The organism is Bacillus sp. NEAU-CP5, assembly GCF_026420705.1.
GTDB classification, from domain to species: domain Bacteria; phylum Bacillota; class Bacilli; order Bacillales; family Bacillaceae; genus Bacillus; species Bacillus velezensis.
Window position 1 is genome coordinate 462,069 of the sequence record NZ_JAPMOV010000003.1, and the last position, 22,597, is coordinate 484,665.

The following is a 22,597-nucleotide window of genomic DNA, read 5'->3' on the forward strand; positions in this document are numbered from 1 at the left end:
GAGCAGGATCGGGTTTTTTTATATAATAAGAGAATAGCAGAATCCACAAAAAAGCAGACCATTCGCATGATCTGCTCTTTTTAATTTTTCTTTACCAATCTCTTGTAAAACTTGGTAAATGGTTTAAATTGTTCATTTACTAACCCTGTGACCTCTGCTATGATTTGCATAAATACAATTAATACAAAAATAATAAACAGCGAAAGCCATATGGTCGCGCTTTTCAGCAGGATGGCACTGACGCTGAAAATGAAGCCGATTAAATAAATGATAATGACAGCCGTGCGGTGTGACAGCCCGAAGGCCATCAACCGGTGGTGTATATGTGACTTATCAGGCGCTGAGATCGGCTGTTTGTTTAAAATCCGCCTGATGACGGCGAATGTCGTATCAAAAATCGGCACGCCCAAAATGATGATCGGAATGATGATACTGAATAAAGTAACACTTTTATAAAGACCTAATAATGAGAGTACTGAGATGACGTATCCGAGAAAGAGCGATCCGGTATCTCCCATAAATATCTTTGCCGGGTGAAAATTATAAAATAAAAATCCGAGTGTGCTTCCTATCACGACAAGTGAAAGTGACAGAATAAGGATTTTCCCTCCGGACAACGCCATAACGGCGATAGTGGAGAGTCCGATGACCGACAGGCCGGCAGCGAGTCCGTCCAAACCGTCAATCAGGTTCATCGCGTTCGTAATACCGACGATCCATAACACAGTCAGCGGGTAAGCGACCCATCCCAATTCTAAACGTTCCGTTAAAAACGGTACGGAGAAAAAGTCCATTTTCAGTCCCGTGCTCACAATCATAATGGCCACGGCCAGCTGGACGAAAAACTTTACCTTTGCGCTTAATTGGTATTTATCATCAAGGATTCCTAAAATAACAATAATAAACGCACCCACTGTAATGGCGGTCATTTTCGTTTCATTATATATGCCGGCCGCGAGCACACCCGCCGCTACGCCGATAAAGATGGCCAAGCCGCCCATACGGGGCATTATTTTATCATGTACTTTTCGGTTGCTGGGCTGGTCAACTGCACCTATTTTGATCGCAATTTTTTTTACGATAGGAGTTAGGATTAAAACCGTTAGCAGAGAGACAAAAAACGCAACAACTATGCGAAACATGCGTTCGTCAAGCATAAAGAAGTCTCCTTTGGAATTATATGAAGTCTTTTCTGATATTGAACCGTTCCTTCCATTATAATTCTTACTAGTTATTATAACAAGCATCATCAAAAAGAAACACGCAAATCAAAAAATGCGCTTTCCCTTTTAATGGGATTGCGCATTTTTCAATATACCCGTGCATTCGAGCATTCGGCCGAATAAAACATTCCAATCCCGTCTCCGGGCCAATTCACGGCGCAAAGCCTCGTATGATCCGCTGCGGTCCGCTGCCAGAAGCGCGTCGCAGGCCGCGATGAAATCTGCGGGGTCACTGCCTTCAACGTATTCATAGACGAAAGGCCTTTTGATTTTTGACGTAGAAGAAAGGTTGCAGCCGACAACCGGTTTCCCGGCGGCTAAAAATTCAAAAAGCTTAAGCGGAAATACCGCGTCATTATAAGGTGAATTTTTATACGGCATGATGCCAATGTCGACAAGCTGCATATAGGACGGCACTTCATTCGGCGCGGCAGGTCCCGTCCAGATGACATTCGGGCGTTCCAGGAGCGACTTGAAATCCGGATCGTCCTGAGCCGTGTTCGGGCCTACCAATAAAATCGTCCAGTCAGGCCTCACATCTGCCGTTTCCGACATAAGCGCAAAATCGAGCTTCGGTTTGATTCCGCCGATAAAACCGAGAACCGTTCCGTTCCGTCCCCGTAAAATGTCTTCATCCGGCTGTTTATTTTCCCGTGAAAACAGGTCATATTCCACTCCGTTTTCAATGGTGAACACTTTCTGGTGCGGGTTCTCCAGCTTTTTTCCGACCTCCTGGTGCAGACAGTCAGATGTACACGTAATGGAATCGGCACGCTGAATGATTCTCATTTCCGCTTGTTTAATGATGTTTTTTCTAACATTTGACAACACCCCGGACCGGCCGCTGATCGGAGCGGCCCACAGATCACTGCAATCATAAATCACTTCATCCCAAGGAAACAGATCTGCCAGAAGCGGAAAACCGGGGAAGGTGTACCATAAGCAGCAGCGGGCCCCTTCTCCTTCTTCCTTCAGCATGTTCACCAATGGTGAAAGCTTATGCCTGTAGCACATGTCTGTATACCTGCCGAAGCGGAAAGCTTTTTGCTGCATGAGATCCTTTACAGTGAACTGCCGGATTCCCTCGGCGATCCCCGCCATCTGACCATCATTGGCTCGCGGAGACGGGCATACCCAAATGACGCTTTTCGTTTCTTTTTGCCGGGCGAGAAATTCAGCCAGCCGGTGCCGTCTGTATCTCAGCCGGTCATGACCCCATTCCGCCGCTCCGACGATTACGTGAATAATCGGTTCCACCTTCATCACCCAGCTCCTCTGACGCCTACAGTCTTTTCATGACCGCGTTTTTCGCATATTGCATAAAACACCACGAAGCCTTGATAAAGTGCAGGCGCTCAATTTCTCTATAAACAAACCACGTTTTTTTTGCGGCTTTCCACTTGTTGCTTGAAATCGAATTCTGCACAAGCCTGTATTCTGAAAGGCACTCATTCAGGCCGTAAGCCGTAAATCCCCTTTTCAGCAGGGAAAGCCATGTCGCTAAATCCTGCCGCGTTCTGATATCAGGCATTTGAATCTGCCCCGTCTGCTCTCTGTCAATCATGACCGTTAAACATCCGATAATCGTGTTTTTTAAAGCTTCATCATATGACAGGCTTTCAGGGGCTTGAATCGTTTTGTCCGTCGGCGTTCCGTCCTGCTCCATGACGCTGTAACCCGTAAATGAAAAAGCGCAGGACCGCTCTGCCATAAACGCAAGCTGTTTTTGAAGCTTTTCCTTTTTCCATCTGTCATCGCTGTCCAGAAATGCGACATAACGGCCCTGGGCATGTTTAAGGGCTGTATTTCTGGCAGCCGCGGCTCCCCCGTTTTGATCTAAATAAACGACGCGGATCCGCTCATCCTTTTGTTCATATTGCCGTAAAATATCTCTCGTTCCGTCCGTTGAACAATCATCCGCGATAATCATTTCCCAATGCGGGTGGCTTTGATGTAAAACGGACTGGATCGTGTCTTCGATATATTCACTTGCGTTATAAGACGGTGTAATGACAGATACGAAAGGTTTCCAGTTTGTCATGGTCACATCTCCATCGCAGATTTTTACAAGGACTCTCTAAAAAACTCAGGAATGACAATGAACATAAATGCAACTGCAATGCCGATTAAAACGCCCAGAACCGCTTTCTTTTTCGGCGGCATGCCTTGTCCCGCCGTTTCATTCATCGGCTCTGAATTGATGACGCCGGCCGCTTTCAGGTTAAGCTGCGTATTTTTCAATTCGTATAAAAATCGTTCCTTATCCACTTTGGCGTCCGCGCTGACGGTTTCTCCTTCAAGCGCAGCAATACTCTGCCGCACTACTTTTGCCCGTTTTTCAAACAGGTCCTGATCATTCTTCAGAAAAGTTGTTATGACGGCTTGAAACACCGATTCAGTCTCCTGTTTGTTTTGGCCGCTGTAGCTGACCGTGATCAATGAATCTGATTGTGTTTCGACAGTCAGTTGACTTTTCACGGCCGCTCTTTCTTCATCTGTTTTATCAGGCAGAGCCTGCTTTAAAAAGGCATCGCTCGTCAAAAGGAGCGGGATTTCTTTTGTATTGTTATAAAGCGGATGATCATAGTTTCCCGCGGCGATCGCGGCTTCTGATGTAAAACTGCTGTTTCCGCTGATTTTTGACGGCAATACATATCCCGCCGTCCCTAACACAACGGGCAGCGCAATGATCCAAATGATATTCTTTTTGATACGCCGGGTTATTCTTGTCAACATATCCTTCATCTCGCATCTCCCTGTTTTTCATAGTACGCCGTGACGGCAGGCTCCTTTTGTAAACGCCTCAATATATTGACCGCCGCGATCACGAGCGAGAGAAACACCCAGTGGAAAAATAAATTTGATACGGAGCTTGGGCTGATGCTGCTTACCAAAAAACCGGCCATCGCCGTGATAAGTCCTTCTGTGATCAGTCTTGACTGATTTTCCGATTTTCTTTCATGACATTTATAAAGTGTCCAAAAAAGGAACAAATAGACTGTCAGGTAACCGAGCATCGTAAGCACGCCGAAGTTCGCCATAATCTCGACGAGCCAGTTGTGCACCTCAACTACGCCGCCCGTATCATAAACGGGCTCCGCTTTTAAATAATACGAGACGTTTCCGGCACCCACTCCGAACCCCCAGGAATCAATCACATAGTGAAAGGCGTTTTTTAAAAGATTCGCCCTCGCGAGGTTGGAAGGAAGCGGTTGCTGTCCCGGCATCGCCTGCGGAGCTGAAAACAGATTCAAGACGCCGTTGGTGATACGGCCCGCAAATAAAACCGCACACAGCGCCGCACCCGCTCCCGCAGCGTACAGCGCGAGTTTTTTCAACAGGGAAGGCAGCAGGATGAAGACGTATACAGCCGCCCCCGCGCATATGCCCAGCAGACTCGCGCGCGAACCGGTCAAAATGATTAAATACAAAGCGCTGATCGCAAAGAGCAGGCTGACGGCCTTCACATAGCCGTTTTTCATATTTTTCACCGCCGCTGCATACAGAAAGAAACTGATGCACAAAAAGGTGGCGAAATCATTTTGATTAAAGAAAACGGACGTCGGATAATGCTGTTTGTATTGCGGGCCGTTATAAAGCGTGGAGCTCGGCAGATGGTGGTGTGTAAAATGGTTGTAAAAGCCGATCGCCATCACAAAAATGGTCATCACAAGCCATATGCCGTAAAAAATCATCAGCTGATCAAAGCGCTGAATGAACATGACAATGAGATAAATCAGAAACATGCCCATTCCCATTAAAGCTAAATATTTAATCCCGTACGTCACGGATTTTGCCCACAATAACGATAGGAGACCGTATGTAAACCATAAGGCAAAAAACATCAGAACCCCTTTTACATTCACCCGATTCCATCTGTCAATATGATGACGGTTTGTCAGGATGCCGGCGATGTGAAGGGCGCCCGCTCCGATTAATAGCAGCCGGTATATAAATAAGCTGAAAAATCCGAGATGAACCGCAAAGAAGGCCTGGTTTAAAAATGTACACGCGATCAGTATATAAATGAGCCCCATAAACATCTGACCGTTTGTTGTAAAGGCGGATAGCAAAGCAAGTCCGGCAATGCCGATCATGGCGGCAAGCAGCAGCACGGTGATTTTTCCGAAGCCGGCTTCCGCCCTGACCGCCTCCAGCATGATAAATCCTCCTGTAATGAGAGCGGCAAGCAGCACAAGAACATGTGCCGCTGAACGTTTGATACTCACATGGCAAACCCCTTTCCAAAACCGGCAGCCGAGCCGGGCTGCCGAGAGCCTGAAGACAAATCTTTTTCTATCTTGCCAGTTCTTTTATTTGCCGATCGGCATGAACCGCCGGACGTCCGACGGAATGATAAGTGAATCCTGAAACCCTCATATACTCCAACGGAAACATATTTCTGCCGTCAATGATGACCGGCTGTTTGAGCAGCTGCTTCACTCTCTGAAGATCCATCTCCTTGACTTCCGGCCAATCTGTTGTAATCAGGCATGCGTCCGCGTTTTTGATGGCACTGTACAGCTCTGTGTGATATTCAATGCCGCCGTCTCCTAATATCGCTGACGCTTCGGGAATCGCGATCGGATCATACGCTTTCACGTGAGCGCCCTGCTTTTTAAGACTTGTGATGATATCAAGAGCCGGGGCGGAGCGGACGTCATTTGTGTGCGGTTTAAAGGCCAGCCCCAGTACGGCCACGGTTTTCCCTTTTAAGGGACCGATGGCGCGGTTCAATTTTTCCGTAATACGGACCCGCTGCTTCTGATTGGTTTCAATGACGGCTTCCATCATTTGAAACGGATAGCCGGCGGCGTTTGCGATATGCAATAAAGCCGTTGTATCCTTCGGAAAGCAGGATCCGCCGAATCCGATGCCCGCCTGCAGAAATTTATTCCCGATCCGGCTGTCAAGACCGACGCCTTCTGACACGTGGGAAATGTCCGCCCCGACACGTTCGCAAATATTGGCGATATCGTTAATAAAAGATATTTTGGCGGCTAAAAAAGCATTTGCGGCATACTTAATCATTTCCGCGCTTTCAAGATTGGTCTTTACGATCTTCGTACGGAACGGCTTATGAAGCTCTTCAATGACCGAAGCGGCATGTTCGCTTGTGGCGCCGATAACCGCCCGCTCCATCTGCATCGTATCCCGCACCGCCGAACCTTCGCGGAGGAATTCAGGATTTGACGCGACATCAAACGGATATTTTCCCTTTGACGCTTCGCTGACGATTTGATAAACGAGCTTTCCCGTCCCGACCGGAACAGTGCTTTTGGTGACAATGATTTTGTATCCGTTCAGCTGTTCTCCGATTGTTTGCGCCGCTGCCTTAATGTAGGTCAGATCGGCTTCACCCGTCTTTGACATCGGCGTACCGACGGCGATATAGATGATATCAGCGGCTTTCACAGCCGGCTCAATATCGGCCGTAAAGGATAAGCGCCCGGCACTGACATTTTTTTCGGCTAATTCCTCAAGCCCCGGTTCATATATCGGGATGACTCCATTTTGCAAGCTTCTGATTTTCGCTTCATTGATGTCACAGCAAGTCACATGATGGCCGATTTCCGCAAAACAAGTTCCAGATACAAGACCTACATACCCTGTTCCTAATACAGCGATTTTTTTCACAGCTTCATCCCTCTTTCGAAAGGTTCTCCTCTTGCCCGGCCCGGTTCATTACGGATCGGTATTTCTCTTTCAGCGCTTTCGCGTTTTGGCTTGCGTCAAAATACGTGCGGACGGTTTGATAAAGTTCCTCGGCTGTTTGCGGCTTCCAAGCCTCTCCTTCGTCATATCGCAGAATCGATTCTGCCAGCGTCTCAGGTGAACCCGGCTTGATCAGCAACCCCCGGTGTTTCCCGAATAAAGAAGCCAATCCTCCGACATCGGTGCAGATTACCGGCACCTTCAGAGCGAGCGCCTCAATGACCACAGTCGGCATGCCTTCGCTGTAGGACGGCAGCGCCATTACATCCGAGGCCAGCAGATAGTCCTGTACCTTGTCGTTCGGCACTTGCCCCGTGACGATATGAGCGGCTTCCCGCAATGAAGATGCGGCGGGACCGTCACCGACAAAGACAGCTTCATAATTTTCATCCAATGACTGAACGGCTTTTGATAAGTCGAAAACACCTTTCTCTTTGACAAGCCTGCCGATGAACACGATCAGTTTTTTATCCGGAGGAAGGCCGAGCCGTTTTCTGACGGCTTCTTTCGTCTCGTTCCTTTTTCGGAAGGCGTCAAGCGTGATGCCGATCGGAAGCACGCTGCACTCCGCTTCGATGAGCTTTTTCATTTGTTCCCGCAGACTGCCGCTCACAGCGTAAATATCGGCTGCTTCCCGCACCGCAAATGTAAATGCGCGATGAGCGCTTTTGCTGTAATGCGGATAGACATTGACATCACTGCCATGCAAGGTCAGCACATACGGAATGCCTAAAGCCTTTGACACAATGGCGGCCGCTCCGCCTGACGGCATGGCGAAATGCGCGTGAATCAGATCGGGCTTCAGGCCATGATTTTTAATCGCGGAAAGAACCGATTCCGCCATTCTTTTATGCGGCTGCGCCCATTTCAGCTGCCCGGGAACCGCCTGATAAAACGGCCGGTGGACGGACACGCCTTTCCGCCATTCATGCGCCGGCCTGATATCCTTTTGCCGATACGTCTTTTTCAGCACCCGGAATGGCGCGGCGAGTTTCGGCCGCGGACAAATGACGGTCATCTCCGCGCCAAGCCTTCTCAGTTCTTGGGCCTGCGTCTCATGAAAAACGCCTTCTCCCGGCTTCTCACTGCTCGGATAGACACTTGTCATCCACAATACCTTCATAGCAAACGTCCTTTTCTTAATTTACTTTTCATATGCGGATAAGCTTTTCCTAACAGGAATAAATAACACAACGCGCCGCAGGCTACGGAGATCGCCAGCCGCAGCTTGACATCAAGGCTGATCCGCTCCGTGCCGAAGCTGGCTGTAAAGGCGATGACACCCATTGCCGCCGTAAGCACAAACGGTTTGGCCACGGCTTTGAAGTAAGCCGACAGCCGCAGCTTAATGACATATGCCAACAGCCAGCGCCCGATCAGGAAATTCAGGATGCTGATGAAAGCGTACGTCCAGGCTACCGTCAAGAGATTTCCGGACAGCACGGCGGCGTACAAAGATGCACCATACAGCAGCATCACCCCGGCGTCCCAATAAAACGCCAGATCGGCCCGCCCTTTTGCGAGCAGCACAGATCCGTTCGGATTCATCAGAACCCTTAATATCCCGACGATGGCGAGAACGTTTAAAACCGGGACAGCCGCCAGCCATTTTTCTCCGAATACCGAAGCCACGAATGCATCCGACACTGAAACCAAACCGAGCAAAAGCGGAAAGGATATCAGCGCGAGTATTTTGGTCATATTGAGAAATCCTTCTCTGATAACGCTGTTTTCATGCTTGTTTTTCGCAAAGACGGGAAACGCGACTCTCGTAATGATCGGATTAATTTTTAATACCGGAAGCGTGACAATCTGGTAGGCCAGATTGTAAATGCCGAGCGCCTCAGCGCCGATAAAACTGCCGATCAGAATCATATCAATATTCGCTCCGAGCCGGTTCACAAGCCGGGAAGACAGCTGAAAGGCCCCGAAAGAAAAGAAGCCTTTCATTCCTTTCAGATCAAAAACCAACGTCGGTCTCCATGTTTTTCTGCAGGCCATCCAGTACAGAATCCCTTTCGACGATTGCAGCAGCACCTGAGAAATCACATAGGCGAGAATCGGGTCCGTATAAAAAACCGCGGCCGCCAAATACACGAAGGACAGCACATTTGAAAAGATTTCAATCTTGCTTAACGTGTTAAATGCCAGCGCTTTTTGCAGCATATACTGGTATTGCTGACCGATCGGCGCGATTAAAAACATAACGGCCAGCACGCGGATTAAATAGAAAAGCTCCTCCCGCCGATAAAAATCGGCGATGAGCGGACTGCTGAAAAACAGCAGCGCAAACAGCGCAAGCCCCGTTATGATATTCAGCCAGTACAAGGAAGACATCTGTTTATCAGTCACATGATCTTTTTGAATGAGCGCGGCGCCAAAACCCATATCAAGCGCAATTTGGGCAAACACCACTACCGTTGTGATCATGCCGACAAGGCCGAATTCAGCCAGTGACATGACCCGCCCGAGCAGGGCGAATTGGATGATTTGAATGACCGTAATACACGCTGTCGAAATACTTGTCCATTTGGCGCCGCTCAAGATTTGATTTGTAATACTAGGCATCGTTTTCCCTACTTTTTTGTCTGCTGACCAGAATTTTTATCGCGCCCCGTCACCGGTCCAGATCACTTTGCACGTTTTGAGCATAATCTTCAGTTCCAATGAAAAGGTCAGGTTGCGGATATAATATAAGTCAAACATTAGTTTTTCCCTCGGTGTCATGTCATATCCCCCGTTGACCTGCGCCCAGCCGCTTAATCCCGGCTTAACGGCCAGCCGCTCCGTAAACCCCGGAATCTCAGCCTGAAACTGTTCCGTAAACACGGGACGCTCGGGACGCGGGCCGATCAGGCTCATTTCTCCCCGAAGCACATTTACCAGCTGCGGCAGCTCATCAATACGGGTCCTTCTGATAAAAGCGCCGACCTTTGTCACGCGGGGATCCTTTTTCAGCGCCCAGACCGCCCCCGATTTTTCAGCATCTATTTTCATAGAGCGGAGCTTATACAAATAAAACGGCTTCCCGTCTTTGCCTACCCGCTCCTGCTTATAAAAAGCCGGGCCGGGCGACTCCAAACGAATCAGTATGGAGAACAGGCCCATCACCGGGAGCGCCGCCAAGAGCCCCGCAAGCGCAAACACAATGTCCATAAATCGCTTAAAAGCCAAATAACGGGCCGTTCTTTCCGTAACGGCAGCGGAAGTCCCCTGCCGCACTGCATAGTTATTATTTACATTCATGCTTTTCTCTGCTCCCACTGACACACACCTCACGATTTGTTGGGATGTTTGATGACCTATGCCGTGAGTTTAGCAGATGGATGTTAATTGGAAGTAAAGGAAGCGTTAATGTTTATTAGAATGTTTCGATTATTGTTTTTTTATTGTAAATCTATTCATATCCATATTTGAGACAAAGCATAATGAAAAATAAAAAAACAGACCGGTATGAACCGGTCTGTTTCCATGAAAAAATTATCGGAAATAGGAGGAAACGCCTTGGGTGATCCCCGCCGCGAGTCTGTCCTTTTTCGTTGATTGTTTTAAAATATTGGCATCAATCGGGCTTGTGACAAAACCGGTTTCTAACAAGACACTCGGCATTTTAGAATACTTAATGACGTAAAATCCGGCAGTTTTCACACCGCGGTCACGCGTGCCGAGAGCAGAAACCATTCTCGGCTGAATATTTTGGGCAAGCCTCAGACTGTTTGCGGATTGGTACGTTTTATCATAATACGTCTCCGTACCGTTTGCACTGCTGTTATCATTTGCGTTCGCATGGACGCTGATGAAAATATCGGCGTTCGCCTTCGCCCCTTTGTTCACTCTCTCCTCAAGCGAATCAAAGGTGTCGCCCTTTCTCGACATTACAGTAAGCGCGCCCGCGCCGTATAATTGATTGTTAAGACGCGTAGCGATATCAAGGTTTACATTTTTCTCAAGCAAGCCGTTTCCGGTTGCACCTGAATCCTGATAGCCGTGCCCCGGATCAATAAAGACCGTTTTGCCGACAACGGGATTTTTAAGCTGCGACGCGGCATTGTTGCTTAAAGATGAAGCACTTCCTATGACGGTGAAGCTGGTGATGTTTTTACTTCCGATATACGTCCGGACGTCTTTTGACAGACTGTCTCCATTCGTCAGCAGGTGAACTCTTCCCTGTTTGGCGCTCAGCACGCCTCCGACGATGGTATCCGCCTCTTTAAAGCCATTGGTAACAAACGTATAGCCTGTGCTTAAGCCTGTCTTTTTTGCAAGATTCACAGACAGGTTATAGCGGTTTTTGCCGCTGATTCTTGAAGGGTTCGGCAGCTTATTATAAAGTGAGCTGCTGATGCTGCTTGTCCCGCCGATGACAATCGTGTTTTTAATCCCTAAGCTTTTGATCGCATTGGACGTAGAACCATTTAACGTTGAATCATTAGTGAATAAAATCGGATATTTTTTAGCGGACGCATAAGAAATCGCAGCCATTCCATCTGCATCAACAAACCCGTTGACCACAAGGGCTGTAGAAGATCTTGTCATTTCACCCGCCACTTTTGCGGCTGTGGCATATCTCGTACTCCCTGATAATCGTTTGACACTGATGCCTAATTTAGCAATTTGATTTGCGGTATTTTTCGAAACGGCAGGTGTGCCGCCTACGATAATCACATTTTTCGTTTTTAAATCAATTAATCCCTTTTTTGTGCCGGCAGACAGCTGATCTTTATTTGTAAACAGCAGCGGCGCATTTTTTTGATATGCAAGCGGCGCAGCGGCAATTGCATCGGCATATGAAGTTCCGCCGGTGATAATTACCGTTTTCGCTTCACCCCATGATTGTTTTGCCGCCAGTACAGCCGTATCATACCGGGTGCTTCCGCCGATCCTTTTAACCGTGTTGTCAGCCAAAGCGGAAGGGACAAATAGAATGACCCCGAGAATAAAGACGGGGAGACATTTTATGATGAATTTCAATCCGATCTCCTCCACAGAAGTTTAGTAGTTTGTAAGTGCTGTATTAGGATAATAGAACGCAAGAATAGAAGTATACGGCTCTCCGGCCTCCGCTCTTTCTTTTGCTCCGTATTGACTCATTCCTACGCCGTGACCGTATCCCTTTCCTGATATCGTGATTTGCGAAGAATTACCGGACGCACTGGCGTATGTGCTTTTAAAAGATGAAGCTCCGATCATCGTCCTGAGTTCAGACGCTTTCACCTCAACAGATGCAGTCTTGTTCATGACATAGCCCTTCGACTTGTCATTCACATGGTACGTGACCTTCACCGCGGCGTCTTCCGCGCGCTGGCCTTTTGTTTTTCCGGTGAGCGAGAGATCAGAGATGCTTGCAATTTTTATGGAACTTGCATTGGTTTCTTTATTTTTCATCAGCCAATTTTTTATTCCGTTGAGCTGCGCAGCATTTGCTTCGTTTGTTTTAGACCACCAGGATGCGGGATTTTTCATATCCAGACCCGCTGGCAGCTGCTGCTTCTGCAATGTTAAAGACCAGCTGATTTCCGGATCTTTTGTGTCCTTTTTGGCTACTAAATACGGCACGTTCGATCCCCACACTTCATCGCCGGCTTCCATGTAACCGCCATTGCTTGATGAGTAAGTGGCATCTATCAATCTGCCGGAATAAGTGAGCACTTTCCCTTTTGTTCCGTTAACGGCTGCGGTGGCGTTTGGATACCAGCTGTATCCCCCGTAAACCTGAAAGGCCGTTGTATCCGCGACTGTTTGTCCCATCTTGCCGATAGAGTAGGTGCGGGCGGCAACAGCCTGGGCTTTCAGCGCTTCTGTCGGCCAACTTCCCGGCATTTCATTCGGCAGGACACCTTTCAGATAATCCTCAAAAGGAATGTTTTCATTAACAGGTCTTACATATTTGCCGGATTCAGCAGTGAAACTCATATTCCCCAGATATGGCTTCCCGTCAATGCTGATTGTGTTTGCTGTTGAATATTTTTCAGGAACCGCCTTGAAAGACGTTTTTCCGCTGTTAATGCCTGCAACGCCTAATTTGCCGCCGGACGTTTCAATACGGTACGTCTTTCCGTTTACGAGATAAAACTCTTTTGCGTAAGCAGCCTTAACTGAATCGGCAATTGAATTCGCGCTGCCTATTAATGTATAAGAATAGGTGCCTTTCGTTTTAAAAAGGCTGGCCTCGTCGGCGGGTGTTTCGCTTTTTTTGATGTATACAAGCGGCATGTGATTTGCGGCCGCAATATTTGATCCGACTACGATGTCCGCTAATTTAGTCCCGTTGGCAGCCACCGTTTTGCTTGCATCCATGCCAAGCGAAGTGACTGCGTTTGCTGATATTTGATATCTGTTTGATCCGGTAATTCGTTTGGTGACCGAGGCCTTCTTTTTAATTTGATTCTCCACATCTTTGCTGACGCTTGAAGTGCCTCCCATGATGATCACTTTTTTAGGCAGATTGTAGCTCGGAAGGGAGTCTTTTTTCGTCAGAAGAATCGGATAGCCGTTTTGCGCGGCATATGGCGCGATTGCCAGCGCATCCGTATATACATCTCCCGTTACTACGACCGCCTGGTCATAGCTGCCCATTTCGGCCGCAATATTTTTGGACAGATCATATCTGTTTTTTCCGCTGATCCGTTTCGTGCGGCCGTATTTCTTCAATGTCTTTTCCGCGGCTGACGAAATACTGTTCGTCCCGCCGATGATTAAAATATTATCCGGATTGAATTTCTTGATTTGCGCTTCTGTGCTGCTGCTCAGTTTTTTCGCTTCAGTCAGCAGAACAGGCGCTTTCAGTTTATTCGCTAAAGGAATGACGGAAAGCGTGTCCGCAAAATAAGCATCCGTATTCACGACGACCACGTTGGACGGGTTTTTCCAATACTTAGATGTCGCGGCGTTAGCCGTATCATATTTGGACGCGCCTCCCAATCTGACAACGGAGGAGACATCGCTTCCCGTCAGTTTATAAGTTCCTGAAGGTTCGATATTCAGAGTCGATTTATTACCAATATAATTCGTCAGTTTTACTGAGATATCAGAACTGGCCGCAAAAGTGCTTTCCGGTAATAAAGCCAGGCTGAATATCACAGAAAAACAGACAGCCCATATTGTTTTCTTCAATTTTTATCCCGCCTTTTGCTGATCATGGTGTATTATTTTGCTTTCTCGATTTCCTTGATCTCTTTTTGGCCTTTATCATTTGTGAAATAAGTAATGCTGACTTTGTCATTTTCGCTGAATTTATTCAGAACATCAGAGAAGTCATCAGAAAATTCAAAGCTGACGGGCTGATCATCCACTTTTACTTCAATTGTGTGCGTATCCGCCATACCGACATAATATGCTGTTTCTTTTTGAGCCTGGTTCTCCGAAGAACCGCTTCCCTTCTTTGATTGTTCCGCCGTTCCGCACGCTGCCAATACAACAGAAAAAAGCAGTATTAAGAACGAAGCTGCAATAGTTTTTTTCATTTTTTTCACCTCATCTTTATGTATCGTCTTATACTAACTTTTTTTTAAGGTAATTTTAAGGTCTTTTTGTAACCTTTTTTTTAAGAATTTCGTCTATTACATGGTTATAAGTAAAAATATGACTGGGTTTATAAAGATTAGTAAATTGCATCATGAAAGTTAATAGAAAAGGTGATGACAAATGAGAGCTGAACGAAAAAGAAAGAAGAAAAAGGTTCTTCTGACAATCGTAACAATCATCGGGCTGTTAGTTTTATCATCAGGAGGCTACGTCTACTACTTGTGGCACAAAGCGGCTTCAACGGTGGCAAGCATTCAGGAAGACTTAAAAAAATCGGACAAACGTGACACGGATATAGATCTCGGAAAGAAGGATCCGATTTCTGTTTTAATCATGGGAGTCGATGAGCGGAAAAATGACAAAGGGCGCGCGGACACGATGATTTATATGACCGTCAATCCTAAAACGAATACAACGGAAATGGTCAGCATCCCGCGCGATACGTATACGAAAATCTCCGGCAAAGGTACGATGGATAAAATCAACCACTCCTATGCCTTCGGCGGAACCCAAATGGCCGCGGATACCGTCGAGGACCTGCTTGACGTGCCGGTAGATTATTTTGTGAAAGTAAACATGGAGAGCTTCAAAGATACCGTGGATACACTCGGCGGGATTACGGTGAACAGCACGTTCGCCTTCAACTACGACGGGCATTCTTTCGGAACGGGGAACATCAGCCTGAACGGCGAAGAAGCACTTGCCTACACCCGCATGAGAAAAGAAGACCCCCGGGGGGATTTCGGCAGACAGCAGCGGCAGCGCCAAGTGATTGAAGGGATTATTTCTAAGGGGGCAAACATCTCGTCTGTCACGAAATTCGGAGATATGTTTAAGGTCATTGAAAACAATATGAAAACAAACATGTCATTCGATGATATGTGGACGGTTATGACTGACTATAAAAATGCCCGCAGCAAAGTCACTCAGCATGAACTGAAGGGAACGGGAACGAGAATCAACAATATCTATTATTACAAATTAGATGAAGCAAGCCTCGCTTCAGTCAAAAAAGAATTAAAAGAAAGCCTGAAATAATAAAAAACTCTGCATATGATGCAGAGTTTTTTTTATTCTGTAAAAGGCTGCGGACGGGTTTTTCTATAGCCGTACCGATAAAGCAGTTCTTCCGCAATCCGTTTTGAGGCCGATCCGTCACCATAAGGGTTTGACGCCTTTGACATCCGTTCATACTCGGCCTGATCGGTTAAGAGCTGTTTTGTCAGCTGATACACCGTTTCTTCATCTGTACCCGCCAGCTTCAATGTCCCGGCTTTCACTCCTTCGGGGCGCTCGGTTGTGTCCCGAAGCACCAAGACCGGCTTTCCGAGAGAAGGCGCTTCCTCCTGAACCCCGCCTGAGTCGGTCAAAATGAAATTTGCTTTCGCAGCGAAGTTATGGAAATCCACGACCTCCAGAGGTTCTATTAAATGCACCCTGTCCGAATCAGCAAAATGGGCTTCTGCGGCCTCACGAACTGCGGGATTCAAATGAACGGGATAAACGACTTGTACGTCCTCAAACTCTTCAACGATTCTTCTGACGGCCTTAAACATCTGTTCCATCGGCCTGCCTAAATTTTCACGTCTGTGCGCTGTCAAAAGAATCATCCTGCTTCCTTCCAGCTTGTCAAAAATCGGATGAGAATAGTCTTCCCGCACTGTCGTTTGAAGCGCGTCTATCGCCGTATTTCCCGTGATAAATATAGAATCCGGCTTTTTATTTTCAGCAAGCAGATTCTGTTCTGCCTGGCTTGTCGGCGCAAAATTCACATCAGCGATCACGCCCGTCATCTGCCGGTTGATTTCTTCAGGGAAAGGAGAGTATTTATTTTGCGTACGCAGACCGGCTTCCACATGGCCGACGGCGATTTGATGATAAAAGGCGGCAAGGCTTCCGGCGAACGTTGTCGTCGTATCTCCGTGGACCAAAACGATATCTGGTTTTACTTCTTGAAACAGCTTGTCCAGTTTCAGCAAAGCATGAGATGTAATTTCTGAAAGCGTTTGACGCTCTTTCATAATATTCAAATCAAAATCAGGCGTGATGCTGAATGCTTCAAGCACTTGATCCAGCATCTGTCTGTGCTGTGCGGTTACAGTCACCAGCGAATCAATTTCCTGATATTTTTCAAGCTCTAATACGAGCGGAGCCATTTTAATTGCTTCAGGTCTTGTACCGAATACGGTCATTACTTTTAGTTTTTTCAACGGTTTGTCTGCACCTCGTTTTATATGTCGGATATCCCTTCATGTTAACATATTTATGCCGTTTCTTAGATATTGTAAAGCTTAATGGCAAACAAAGCAAAAACCGTTACAAGACTCTTTGAAAGCGGATTAAAAGGTGTGAATTTTAATCAATTGTGGTAAAGTGGAAAAAGACTAGGTTATAGTTCTGAAAAAAAGATTTTGCAGAAACAAGGATGGTGTTATTCAGTGAAGAAAGTACGCAAAGCCATTATTCCGGCAGCAGGTTTAGGCACTCGTTTTTTGCCGGCCACAAAAGCAATGCCTAAAGAAATGCTTCCAATCGTTGATAAGCCGACAATTCAGTATATTATCGAAGAAGCTGTCGAATCCGGAATCGAAGATATTATTATCGTAACCGGAAAAGGAAAAAGAGCAATAGAAGACCATTTCGACAATGCCCCTGAACTGGAACGCAATTTAGAAGAAAAAGGGAAAATCGAACTGCTTCAAAAAGTGAAAAAATCGTCAAATATTGCGGATATCCACTATATTCGCCAAAAAGAGCCAAAAGGACTCGGTCATGCCGTTTGGTGCGCACGCAACTTCATCGGCGATGAACCTTTCGCCGTTCTTCTCGGCGATGATATTGTCCAGGCTGAAAAACCGGGACTTCGTCAGCTGATGGATGAATACGAAAAAACATTGTCTTCAATCATCGGTGTTCAGCAAGTTCCTGAAAGCGACACACACCGCTACGGAATTATCGATCCGTTAACAAATGAAGGCCGCCGTTACCAGGTCAAAAATTTTGTAGAGAAGCCTGAACCGGGCACAGCTCCTTCCAACTTGGCTATTTTAGGAAGATACGTTTTCACTCCTGAAATTTTCATGTACCTGGAACAGCAGGAAGTCGGTGCAGGAGGAGAAATTCAATTAACGGACGCCATCCAAAAGCTCAATGACATTCAGCGTGTCTTCGCTTATGATTTCGAAGGAAAACGTTACGATGTCGGTGAAAAACTCGGATTTATCGAGACGACACTTGAATTCGCCTTACAGGATCAGGATATCCGCCATAAATTAATTCCGTTCATGAAGGATCTTCTTGAAAAAGAAGAAGCTGACGAATAGAAAAAGCTGCCGAATCCGGCAGCTTTTTTTATGTGATCTTTACTTTTTAGACGTTACCGTCAGTGTTTGATCAGCATTGTTCACAGAAAAAGTATATTCCTGGTTTTTAAGCATGAGCAAATTCTGATTGATTTTGCTGCCGCCTTTTTCACTTAAAGCTGAGATGTCTGCAGGACGCGATAAATGAAAAACCACTTCGGAGACTGTATCATTGTCAATCACTACCTCCGTTTTTGCATCGGATGTTTTTAATACGTTCCGTCCGTCAGCCATTTGTCCGGCAGCTGGATTTTTCAATTTACTCTGTACATCGTCCCCGCTTTTATTGAGATATGAGAGAAACTCTTCTGCTGTTTGGCTTGATAAACTGCCGCTGAAATCATTAAGCTGAACATCCGTCTTTTTTAAAGCATTCACTTTATACAGATCAGTCTTTTTCATAAAGTACTCTTTATCGTTTAATTTCACTTTGGCCGCCTGGTTATTTTCGGCTTCTACCTGCACCTTCGTGCCGAAACTTACACTTGCGGAGGCTTTTCCTTTTATATCTTTTTCAGTATAAAGGTCCGCCTTTTCAGCTTTTACCAAAGCTGGTTTATTCACAGACTCATAAAGGCCGGCATCGCTCTGTTTGACGTGACCGAAAGATGTGATCGCACGCAGAGGCTTGTCTGAAAACATCGAAGCGCCTGCGCCGACAGCCAGCAATGCAAGCAGCGTAATCTGTATCGTATTGGCAATGAATTTAGGCTTCGCTTTCTTTTGCTGCGCCTGAGTGATTTTCTGTTCCTCGGCTGCCCGCGTTCTGCCTTCAATCTGCTCGTTTTGATATTTCTTCTTTTCTTTCTTTGAAAGCTTGTTGAACCAATCCACAAAAGCTTTATATTCTTTCACAACGGCTTTCGTTTCGTCGAACATACGCATTTCGCCGTAATGCATCCAAGCCACCCGATCACACATTTTCTCAATCTGTCCGATGGAATGACTGACGAAAAAGATCGTTTTGCCGCGTTCTTTAAATTCCGTAATGCGGTCCACACATTTCTGATAGAAAGTCTGGTCCCCTACTGAGAGCGCCTCATCAATAATAAGGATGTCAGGGTCCATATGCGCCGAAATGGCAAAACCGAGACGGGATTTCATACCGCTTGAATAGCTTTTAACAGGCTGATCTATAAAGTCGCCGATATCCGCGAATTCAACGATTTTTTCATAAAGCTCGTCTATCTGCCGATTGTTGAGACCCATCATCAAGCATTTTAAACGAATGTTGTCTTTACCGCTTAATTGATTGTTTAATCCGGCAGAAATCGCGATTAAAGACGGCTGCCCGTTCATATCAATCTCACCGCTTGTCGGCGGAATAATCTTTGCAAGCAGATTGGACATCGTTGATTTTCCCGACCCGTTGATCCCTACGAATCCGATCGTTTCCCCTTCATAGACGTCAAAAGAAACATTTCGGACAGCGAAAAAACCTTTTTGATTTCTGTTTGGGAAAAACAGTCCTTTAATTTTGTCAGACTGTTTTTTATATAGAAAATACTGTTTTGAAACATTTCTGAACGAAACTTTTAGTTTCATCGTATAATCTCCTTACTATATTAAAGAAAGTCAACAAACTTATCTCTGAATTTCATATGAAGAAGTGAACCGACTGTTAACAACAGCAGTGTGACAAACCAGAAATACAGCGTGTATTTCACATCGTGGAAAAACCACTGCCCTTCCATAAAGCTGTCTCTAAAACCCTCGATAATATAGAAAAGAGGGTTTAACTTCAAGATGGTCAAAACTTCAGGTCTGTTTCCAAATTTCTCCGCAATATCCCAAAAAATCGGCAGAAGAAAAAAGAGCAGCCTTGTGACGGCCTGAAGCAAAAACTGGTAATCCCTGATTAATACGCTGATAGTCGAATTAAACAGGCCGAAAGCAAACATAAAACTGATCATACAAAACAGGTAATAAATATATTGCAGCCAGTGCAGCGTCGGAAAAAGACCGTTGCTCAGCAGCACAATAATATAAATCCCCATCATCACAAAATAACTGAATAAATTCGATGCTATCACTACAGAAGGCAGTGAACTGATCGGAAAGTTCATTTTCGACACTAAATTTATCCGTTTAAAAACGCTGTTAGATGCATCCAGTATCGTCGGACTGATAAAGAACCAAGGAATTAAGCCGGCCAGCATCCAGACAATGAACGGTACGCTGTCTCCATTTCCAAGCACCATATCATGTCCGCCGCGAATCCCGAGACCAAATACGAACCAGTATGCCAGCATTTGAATCATGGGGTTGAGAAACTGCCACAATATACCCAAATAGTTCACTTGATACTTTGATTTCGTTTCGTACACTGCAAGCCGCATAATCAGCGGAAATGAGTTGAATTGCTCTTTCAGAATTTTTACCAATGCATTCATTCTAATCTTCCTTAGTCGTAAGTTTTAGGTAATAGCTTTGACTTACAAAAGCACCGCTCATAATTGTAACAGATTACGATGTATTTTTCACTTCATAACAAGCCTGAGTCCCATGAGCGCAACATGCCGTCACTTAAGCAAAAAAGCATAATTAACGTGGTTAAATTATGCTTTTTTGCACTTATTTACTTGTCCCCGAAAATCACTTTTACAGCTTTTTCAGACGATTCTCCGGTTTCTAAATAACAGAACTTCTCGTAAAAAGGCCCGAACGAATCCGGAAGCTTATAATCATCTGATTCCGTTTCATTGACCCATTTGATAACGTCACCTGTTTCTTTGACTAGCGGGCCGGGCGCTTCTTTTTCAAAGTCAAAGTAAAACCCTCTGAGTTTATCCCGGTACGTTTCGATATCAGGCACATAAAACAGCATCGGTCTTTTCAGATTTGCATAGTCAAAAAAGACAGAGGAATAGTCCGTTATGAGTAAATCAGAGACCATATACAGCTCACGAATATCTTCGTAGCTGGAGAAATCATAAGCAAATCCTTCATACGGTCCGAGATCAAAGTTTTCCGCCACGAGATAATGCATTCGTAAAATAATGACATAACGGTCGCCGATCGCTTCTCTCAATTGGTGAAGGTCTAAATCAAGGTCAAACTTGTATTTTCCCTTCTTATAAAATTGGTCATCCCGCCATGTCGGTGCGTAGATAATCACTTTTTTATCTTGCGGAAGATTCATTTTTTCTTTCAGCGCTTTGATGACAGAAGGGCTGTTATCCGTTTGAAGGAAGTCATTCCGCGGATATCCCGATTCAATCATGGTTTTATTAAACTGAAACGCCCGGGCGAATATTTCGGTTGAATATGCGTTCGGTGAAATCAGGTAATCCCACTTTGAAGCCTCTGTCGTAAAGTTGCGCTTGTATTTTTCAGTGTTTGTTCCCGGCATATGCACTTCATCCATATCTACTGCAAGGCGCTTTAAAGGCGTGCCATGCCATGTCTGGACATATGTCGTATGCTCAGGTTTCGGAATCCACAGCGGCATACGGCTGTTGACAACCCAGTACTCGGCTCTTGCCATGGCGAACAGCCATTTGAACGTAAAGCGTTCGATATAAGGAATTCCTTTATCTTTAAATGTCTGTGAGTAAGCGGGGTTTACACTCCAGCAGAGACGGTATTCCGGCATCTCTTTGCTCATGTATTCATAAATCGCCCGCGGGTTGCAGCTGTACTGTTTTCCGGCAAAGCTTTCAAACATGACAAATTTCTGTTTGACAGGCAGTTTCCCCGCAACCCTGAATCCCGCTTTATAAGTGTTTTGTATTCTTTTCTCAATGAACTTTTTCAGCTTATTCTTTCTCTTGCGTACAAAGGAAGCGCCCCGTTTCAGCTTTCCTTTCACAAAATACTCCACGCGGGTGCTGAAGCTGTAATCGTTCATTCTCAGGTGGAGATTTTTCGTTTTCTTTTTCGTGAAAACGTGAAATCTTGCAGGCCCTTTCTCCGTTTTCAAAATCGTGAATTGGTTAGGGTTTACATGTTCAGATTTCAGAACCTTTAACGGTTTGCTGTTGGTGATAATCTCTTCACCCGTCTCGGCATCTTCAAAAATGAATTGAATATGGAATTGAAAGGTTAGCTGCTGATTCAATTCTTTATAAACAGCATTCAAATCAATTTTTGTATCAAAGCCTATCGTGTCAAGCATCGTTGTGTCCTGAACATATTCATCAAGGTCGTGTCTCGGCACGTCGTGAAGCGGATACTTCAGAATGAGAGGCTCCTCTTCTTTTCCTTTTTTCATTTTCAGAATCAGGTTTTTTTCTTTTACCTTTAAGGTTTCTGCCGCATTCAGCCGGAATGCAAAACCTTTCAGATGTAAGCTGCCGTCAGATTCGAGCTCCATTTCATCAATCCGCGTGACGAACTTTTTCTGCAGCAGCTTTAAGGAAAAATTCCCTTTCTTCGTCGTGTAAGGGAAAAAGAACATATGATGAGCCTCATCTTTATAAGAAGACAGTTCAATAGGTTCAAGGCTGGATTTTAACCGTTTTTTACTGATATCACTGTCATCATTGATAAAGGAGACATAGAAATCCAGACATCCTTTGCCGTCCGTATGGTCAGAAAGCAGATCCGTGCTCATGACAGCATGGTACTCCCCGCCTTCTCCGGCCAACCGTTTCAGAGGGACGGAAAGTTCCGCTTTTGTCTTACGATTTATAATCTGAAGAGAAGGCTCTTCCCCTGCAGTGACATTTTCACAGGATATCGTAATGCTGAATGTCTCTTCCTTTATGTTAAGATGTTTTAACTTGTATCTGACAGGATTTTCTATACCCATAAAATAAGTCTACTCCTCTG

The 22,597-nt window shown here is 45.7% G+C and carries 18 protein-coding genes; 2 read left to right on the top strand and 16 right to left on the bottom strand.

Going from position 1 to position 22,597, the window contains the following annotated elements; all coding sequences use genetic code 11:
• Positions 1–80: 80 nt before the first annotated feature.
• The 12 genes from OTK50_RS12395 to OTK50_RS12450 form a co-directional block, all read right to left on the bottom strand.
• Positions 81–1,157 carry a glycosyltransferase family 4 protein gene (locus OTK50_RS12395; RefSeq protein ID WP_003151382.1) on the bottom strand — a complete coding sequence of 359 codons (1,077 nt, stop codon included), beginning with the start codon at positions 1,155–1,157 and terminating at the stop codon, positions 81–83.
• 132 nt (positions 1,158–1,289) lie between these two features.
• Positions 1,290–2,486 carry a teichuronic acid biosynthesis protein TuaH gene (gene tuaH, locus OTK50_RS12400; RefSeq protein WP_224223857.1) on the bottom strand — a complete coding sequence of 399 codons (1,197 nt, stop codon included), beginning with the start codon at positions 2,484–2,486 and terminating at the stop codon, positions 1,290–1,292.
• Positions 2,487–2,505: 19 nt separating this feature from the next.
• Positions 2,506–3,264, bottom strand: a complete 759-nt coding sequence (tuaG, locus tag OTK50_RS12405; RefSeq protein ID WP_224223858.1) for a teichuronic acid biosynthesis protein TuaG — start codon at positions 3,262–3,264, stop codon at positions 2,506–2,508.
• Positions 3,265–3,287: 23 nt separating this feature from the next.
• Positions 3,288–3,968 carry a teichuronic acid biosynthesis protein TuaF gene (gene tuaF / locus OTK50_RS12410; RefSeq protein ID WP_224223859.1) on the bottom strand — a complete coding sequence of 227 codons (681 nt, stop codon included), beginning with the start codon at positions 3,966–3,968 and terminating at the stop codon, positions 3,288–3,290.
• Complete coding sequence (gene tuaE, locus OTK50_RS12415; protein ID WP_224223860.1) at positions 3,965–5,452, bottom strand: teichuronic acid biosynthesis protein TuaE; 1,488 nt, start codon at positions 5,450–5,452, stop codon at positions 3,965–3,967. Before tuaE ends, tuaF begins: the two co-directional genes overlap by 4 nt.
• Before the next feature lie 67 nt (positions 5,453–5,519).
• Positions 5,520–6,860 carry a UDP-glucose 6-dehydrogenase TuaD gene (tuaD, locus tag OTK50_RS12420; protein ID WP_045209031.1) on the bottom strand — a complete coding sequence of 447 codons (1,341 nt, stop codon included), beginning with the start codon at positions 6,858–6,860 and terminating at the stop codon, positions 5,520–5,522.
• Positions 6,861–6,864: 4 nt separating this feature from the next.
• Positions 6,865–8,061 (bottom strand): teichuronic acid biosynthesis protein TuaC, encoded by a 1,197-nt coding sequence (tuaC, locus tag OTK50_RS12425; protein WP_224223861.1) that lies wholly within the window; start codon positions 8,059–8,061, stop codon positions 6,865–6,867.
• The gene (gene tuaB / locus OTK50_RS12430; protein ID WP_020956423.1) at positions 8,058–9,506 is read right to left on the bottom strand and encodes a teichuronic acid biosynthesis protein TuaB; all 1,449 of its coding nucleotides are present in this window, start codon (positions 9,504–9,506) and stop codon (positions 8,058–8,060) included. Before tuaB ends, tuaC begins: the two co-directional genes overlap by 4 nt.
• A 36-nt stretch (positions 9,507–9,542) precedes the next feature.
• Positions 9,543–10,202, bottom strand: coding sequence for an exopolysaccharide biosynthesis polyprenyl glycosylphosphotransferase (locus OTK50_RS12435; RefSeq protein ID WP_003151373.1), 660 nt, complete (start codon positions 10,200–10,202; stop codon positions 9,543–9,545).
• A gap of 216 nt (positions 10,203–10,418) precedes the next feature.
• Positions 10,419–11,909, bottom strand: coding sequence for an N-acetylmuramoyl-L-alanine amidase (locus OTK50_RS12440; RefSeq protein ID WP_070082466.1), 1,491 nt, complete (start codon positions 11,907–11,909; stop codon positions 10,419–10,421).
• Positions 11,910–11,930: 21 nt separating this feature from the next.
• Positions 11,931–14,051 (bottom strand): SpoIID/LytB domain-containing protein, encoded by a 2,121-nt coding sequence (locus OTK50_RS12445; RefSeq protein WP_102422842.1) that lies wholly within the window; start codon positions 14,049–14,051, stop codon positions 11,931–11,933.
• Between the two features lie 32 nt (positions 14,052–14,083).
• Complete coding sequence (locus tag OTK50_RS12450) at positions 14,084–14,401, bottom strand: hypothetical protein (RefSeq protein ID WP_003151370.1); 318 nt, start codon at positions 14,399–14,401, stop codon at positions 14,084–14,086.
• 181 nt (positions 14,402–14,582) lie between these two features.
• On the opposite strand from OTK50_RS12450, the gene OTK50_RS12455 reads away from it, so the two are divergent.
• Positions 14,583–15,500: a LytR family transcriptional regulator gene (locus OTK50_RS12455; RefSeq protein ID WP_003151369.1), complete on the top strand. Its 918-nt coding sequence runs from the start codon at positions 14,583–14,585 to the stop codon at positions 15,498–15,500.
• 32 nt (positions 15,501–15,532) lie between these two features.
• Here the strand turns inward: OTK50_RS12455 and wecB are convergent, their stop codons facing one another.
• Entirely contained in the window at positions 15,533–16,672 is a 1,140-nt protein-coding gene (wecB, locus tag OTK50_RS12460) for a non-hydrolyzing UDP-N-acetylglucosamine 2-epimerase (protein WP_003151368.1), read from the bottom strand.
• 228 nt (positions 16,673–16,900) lie between these two features.
• Between wecB and galU the strand changes: the two genes are divergently transcribed.
• Positions 16,901–17,785, top strand: coding sequence for a UTP--glucose-1-phosphate uridylyltransferase GalU (gene galU, locus OTK50_RS12465; protein ID WP_003151367.1), 885 nt, complete (start codon positions 16,901–16,903; stop codon positions 17,783–17,785).
• Positions 17,786–17,824: 39 nt separating this feature from the next.
• Here the strand turns inward: galU and tagH are convergent, their stop codons facing one another.
• From tagH to OTK50_RS12480, 3 genes are all read right to left on the bottom strand, one after another.
• The gene (gene tagH / locus OTK50_RS12470) at positions 17,825–19,369 is read right to left on the bottom strand and encodes a teichoic acids export ABC transporter ATP-binding subunit TagH (RefSeq protein ID WP_224223864.1); all 1,545 of its coding nucleotides are present in this window, start codon (positions 19,367–19,369) and stop codon (positions 17,825–17,827) included.
• A gap of 20 nt (positions 19,370–19,389) precedes the next feature.
• Positions 19,390–20,217, bottom strand: a complete 828-nt coding sequence (locus tag OTK50_RS12475) for an ABC transporter permease (protein WP_007614137.1) — start codon at positions 20,215–20,217, stop codon at positions 19,390–19,392.
• Between the two features lie 185 nt (positions 20,218–20,402).
• The gene (locus OTK50_RS12480; protein ID WP_224223865.1) at positions 20,403–22,577 is read right to left on the bottom strand and encodes a CDP-glycerol glycerophosphotransferase family protein; all 2,175 of its coding nucleotides are present in this window, start codon (positions 22,575–22,577) and stop codon (positions 20,403–20,405) included.
• Positions 22,578–22,597: the final 20 nt, after the last annotated feature.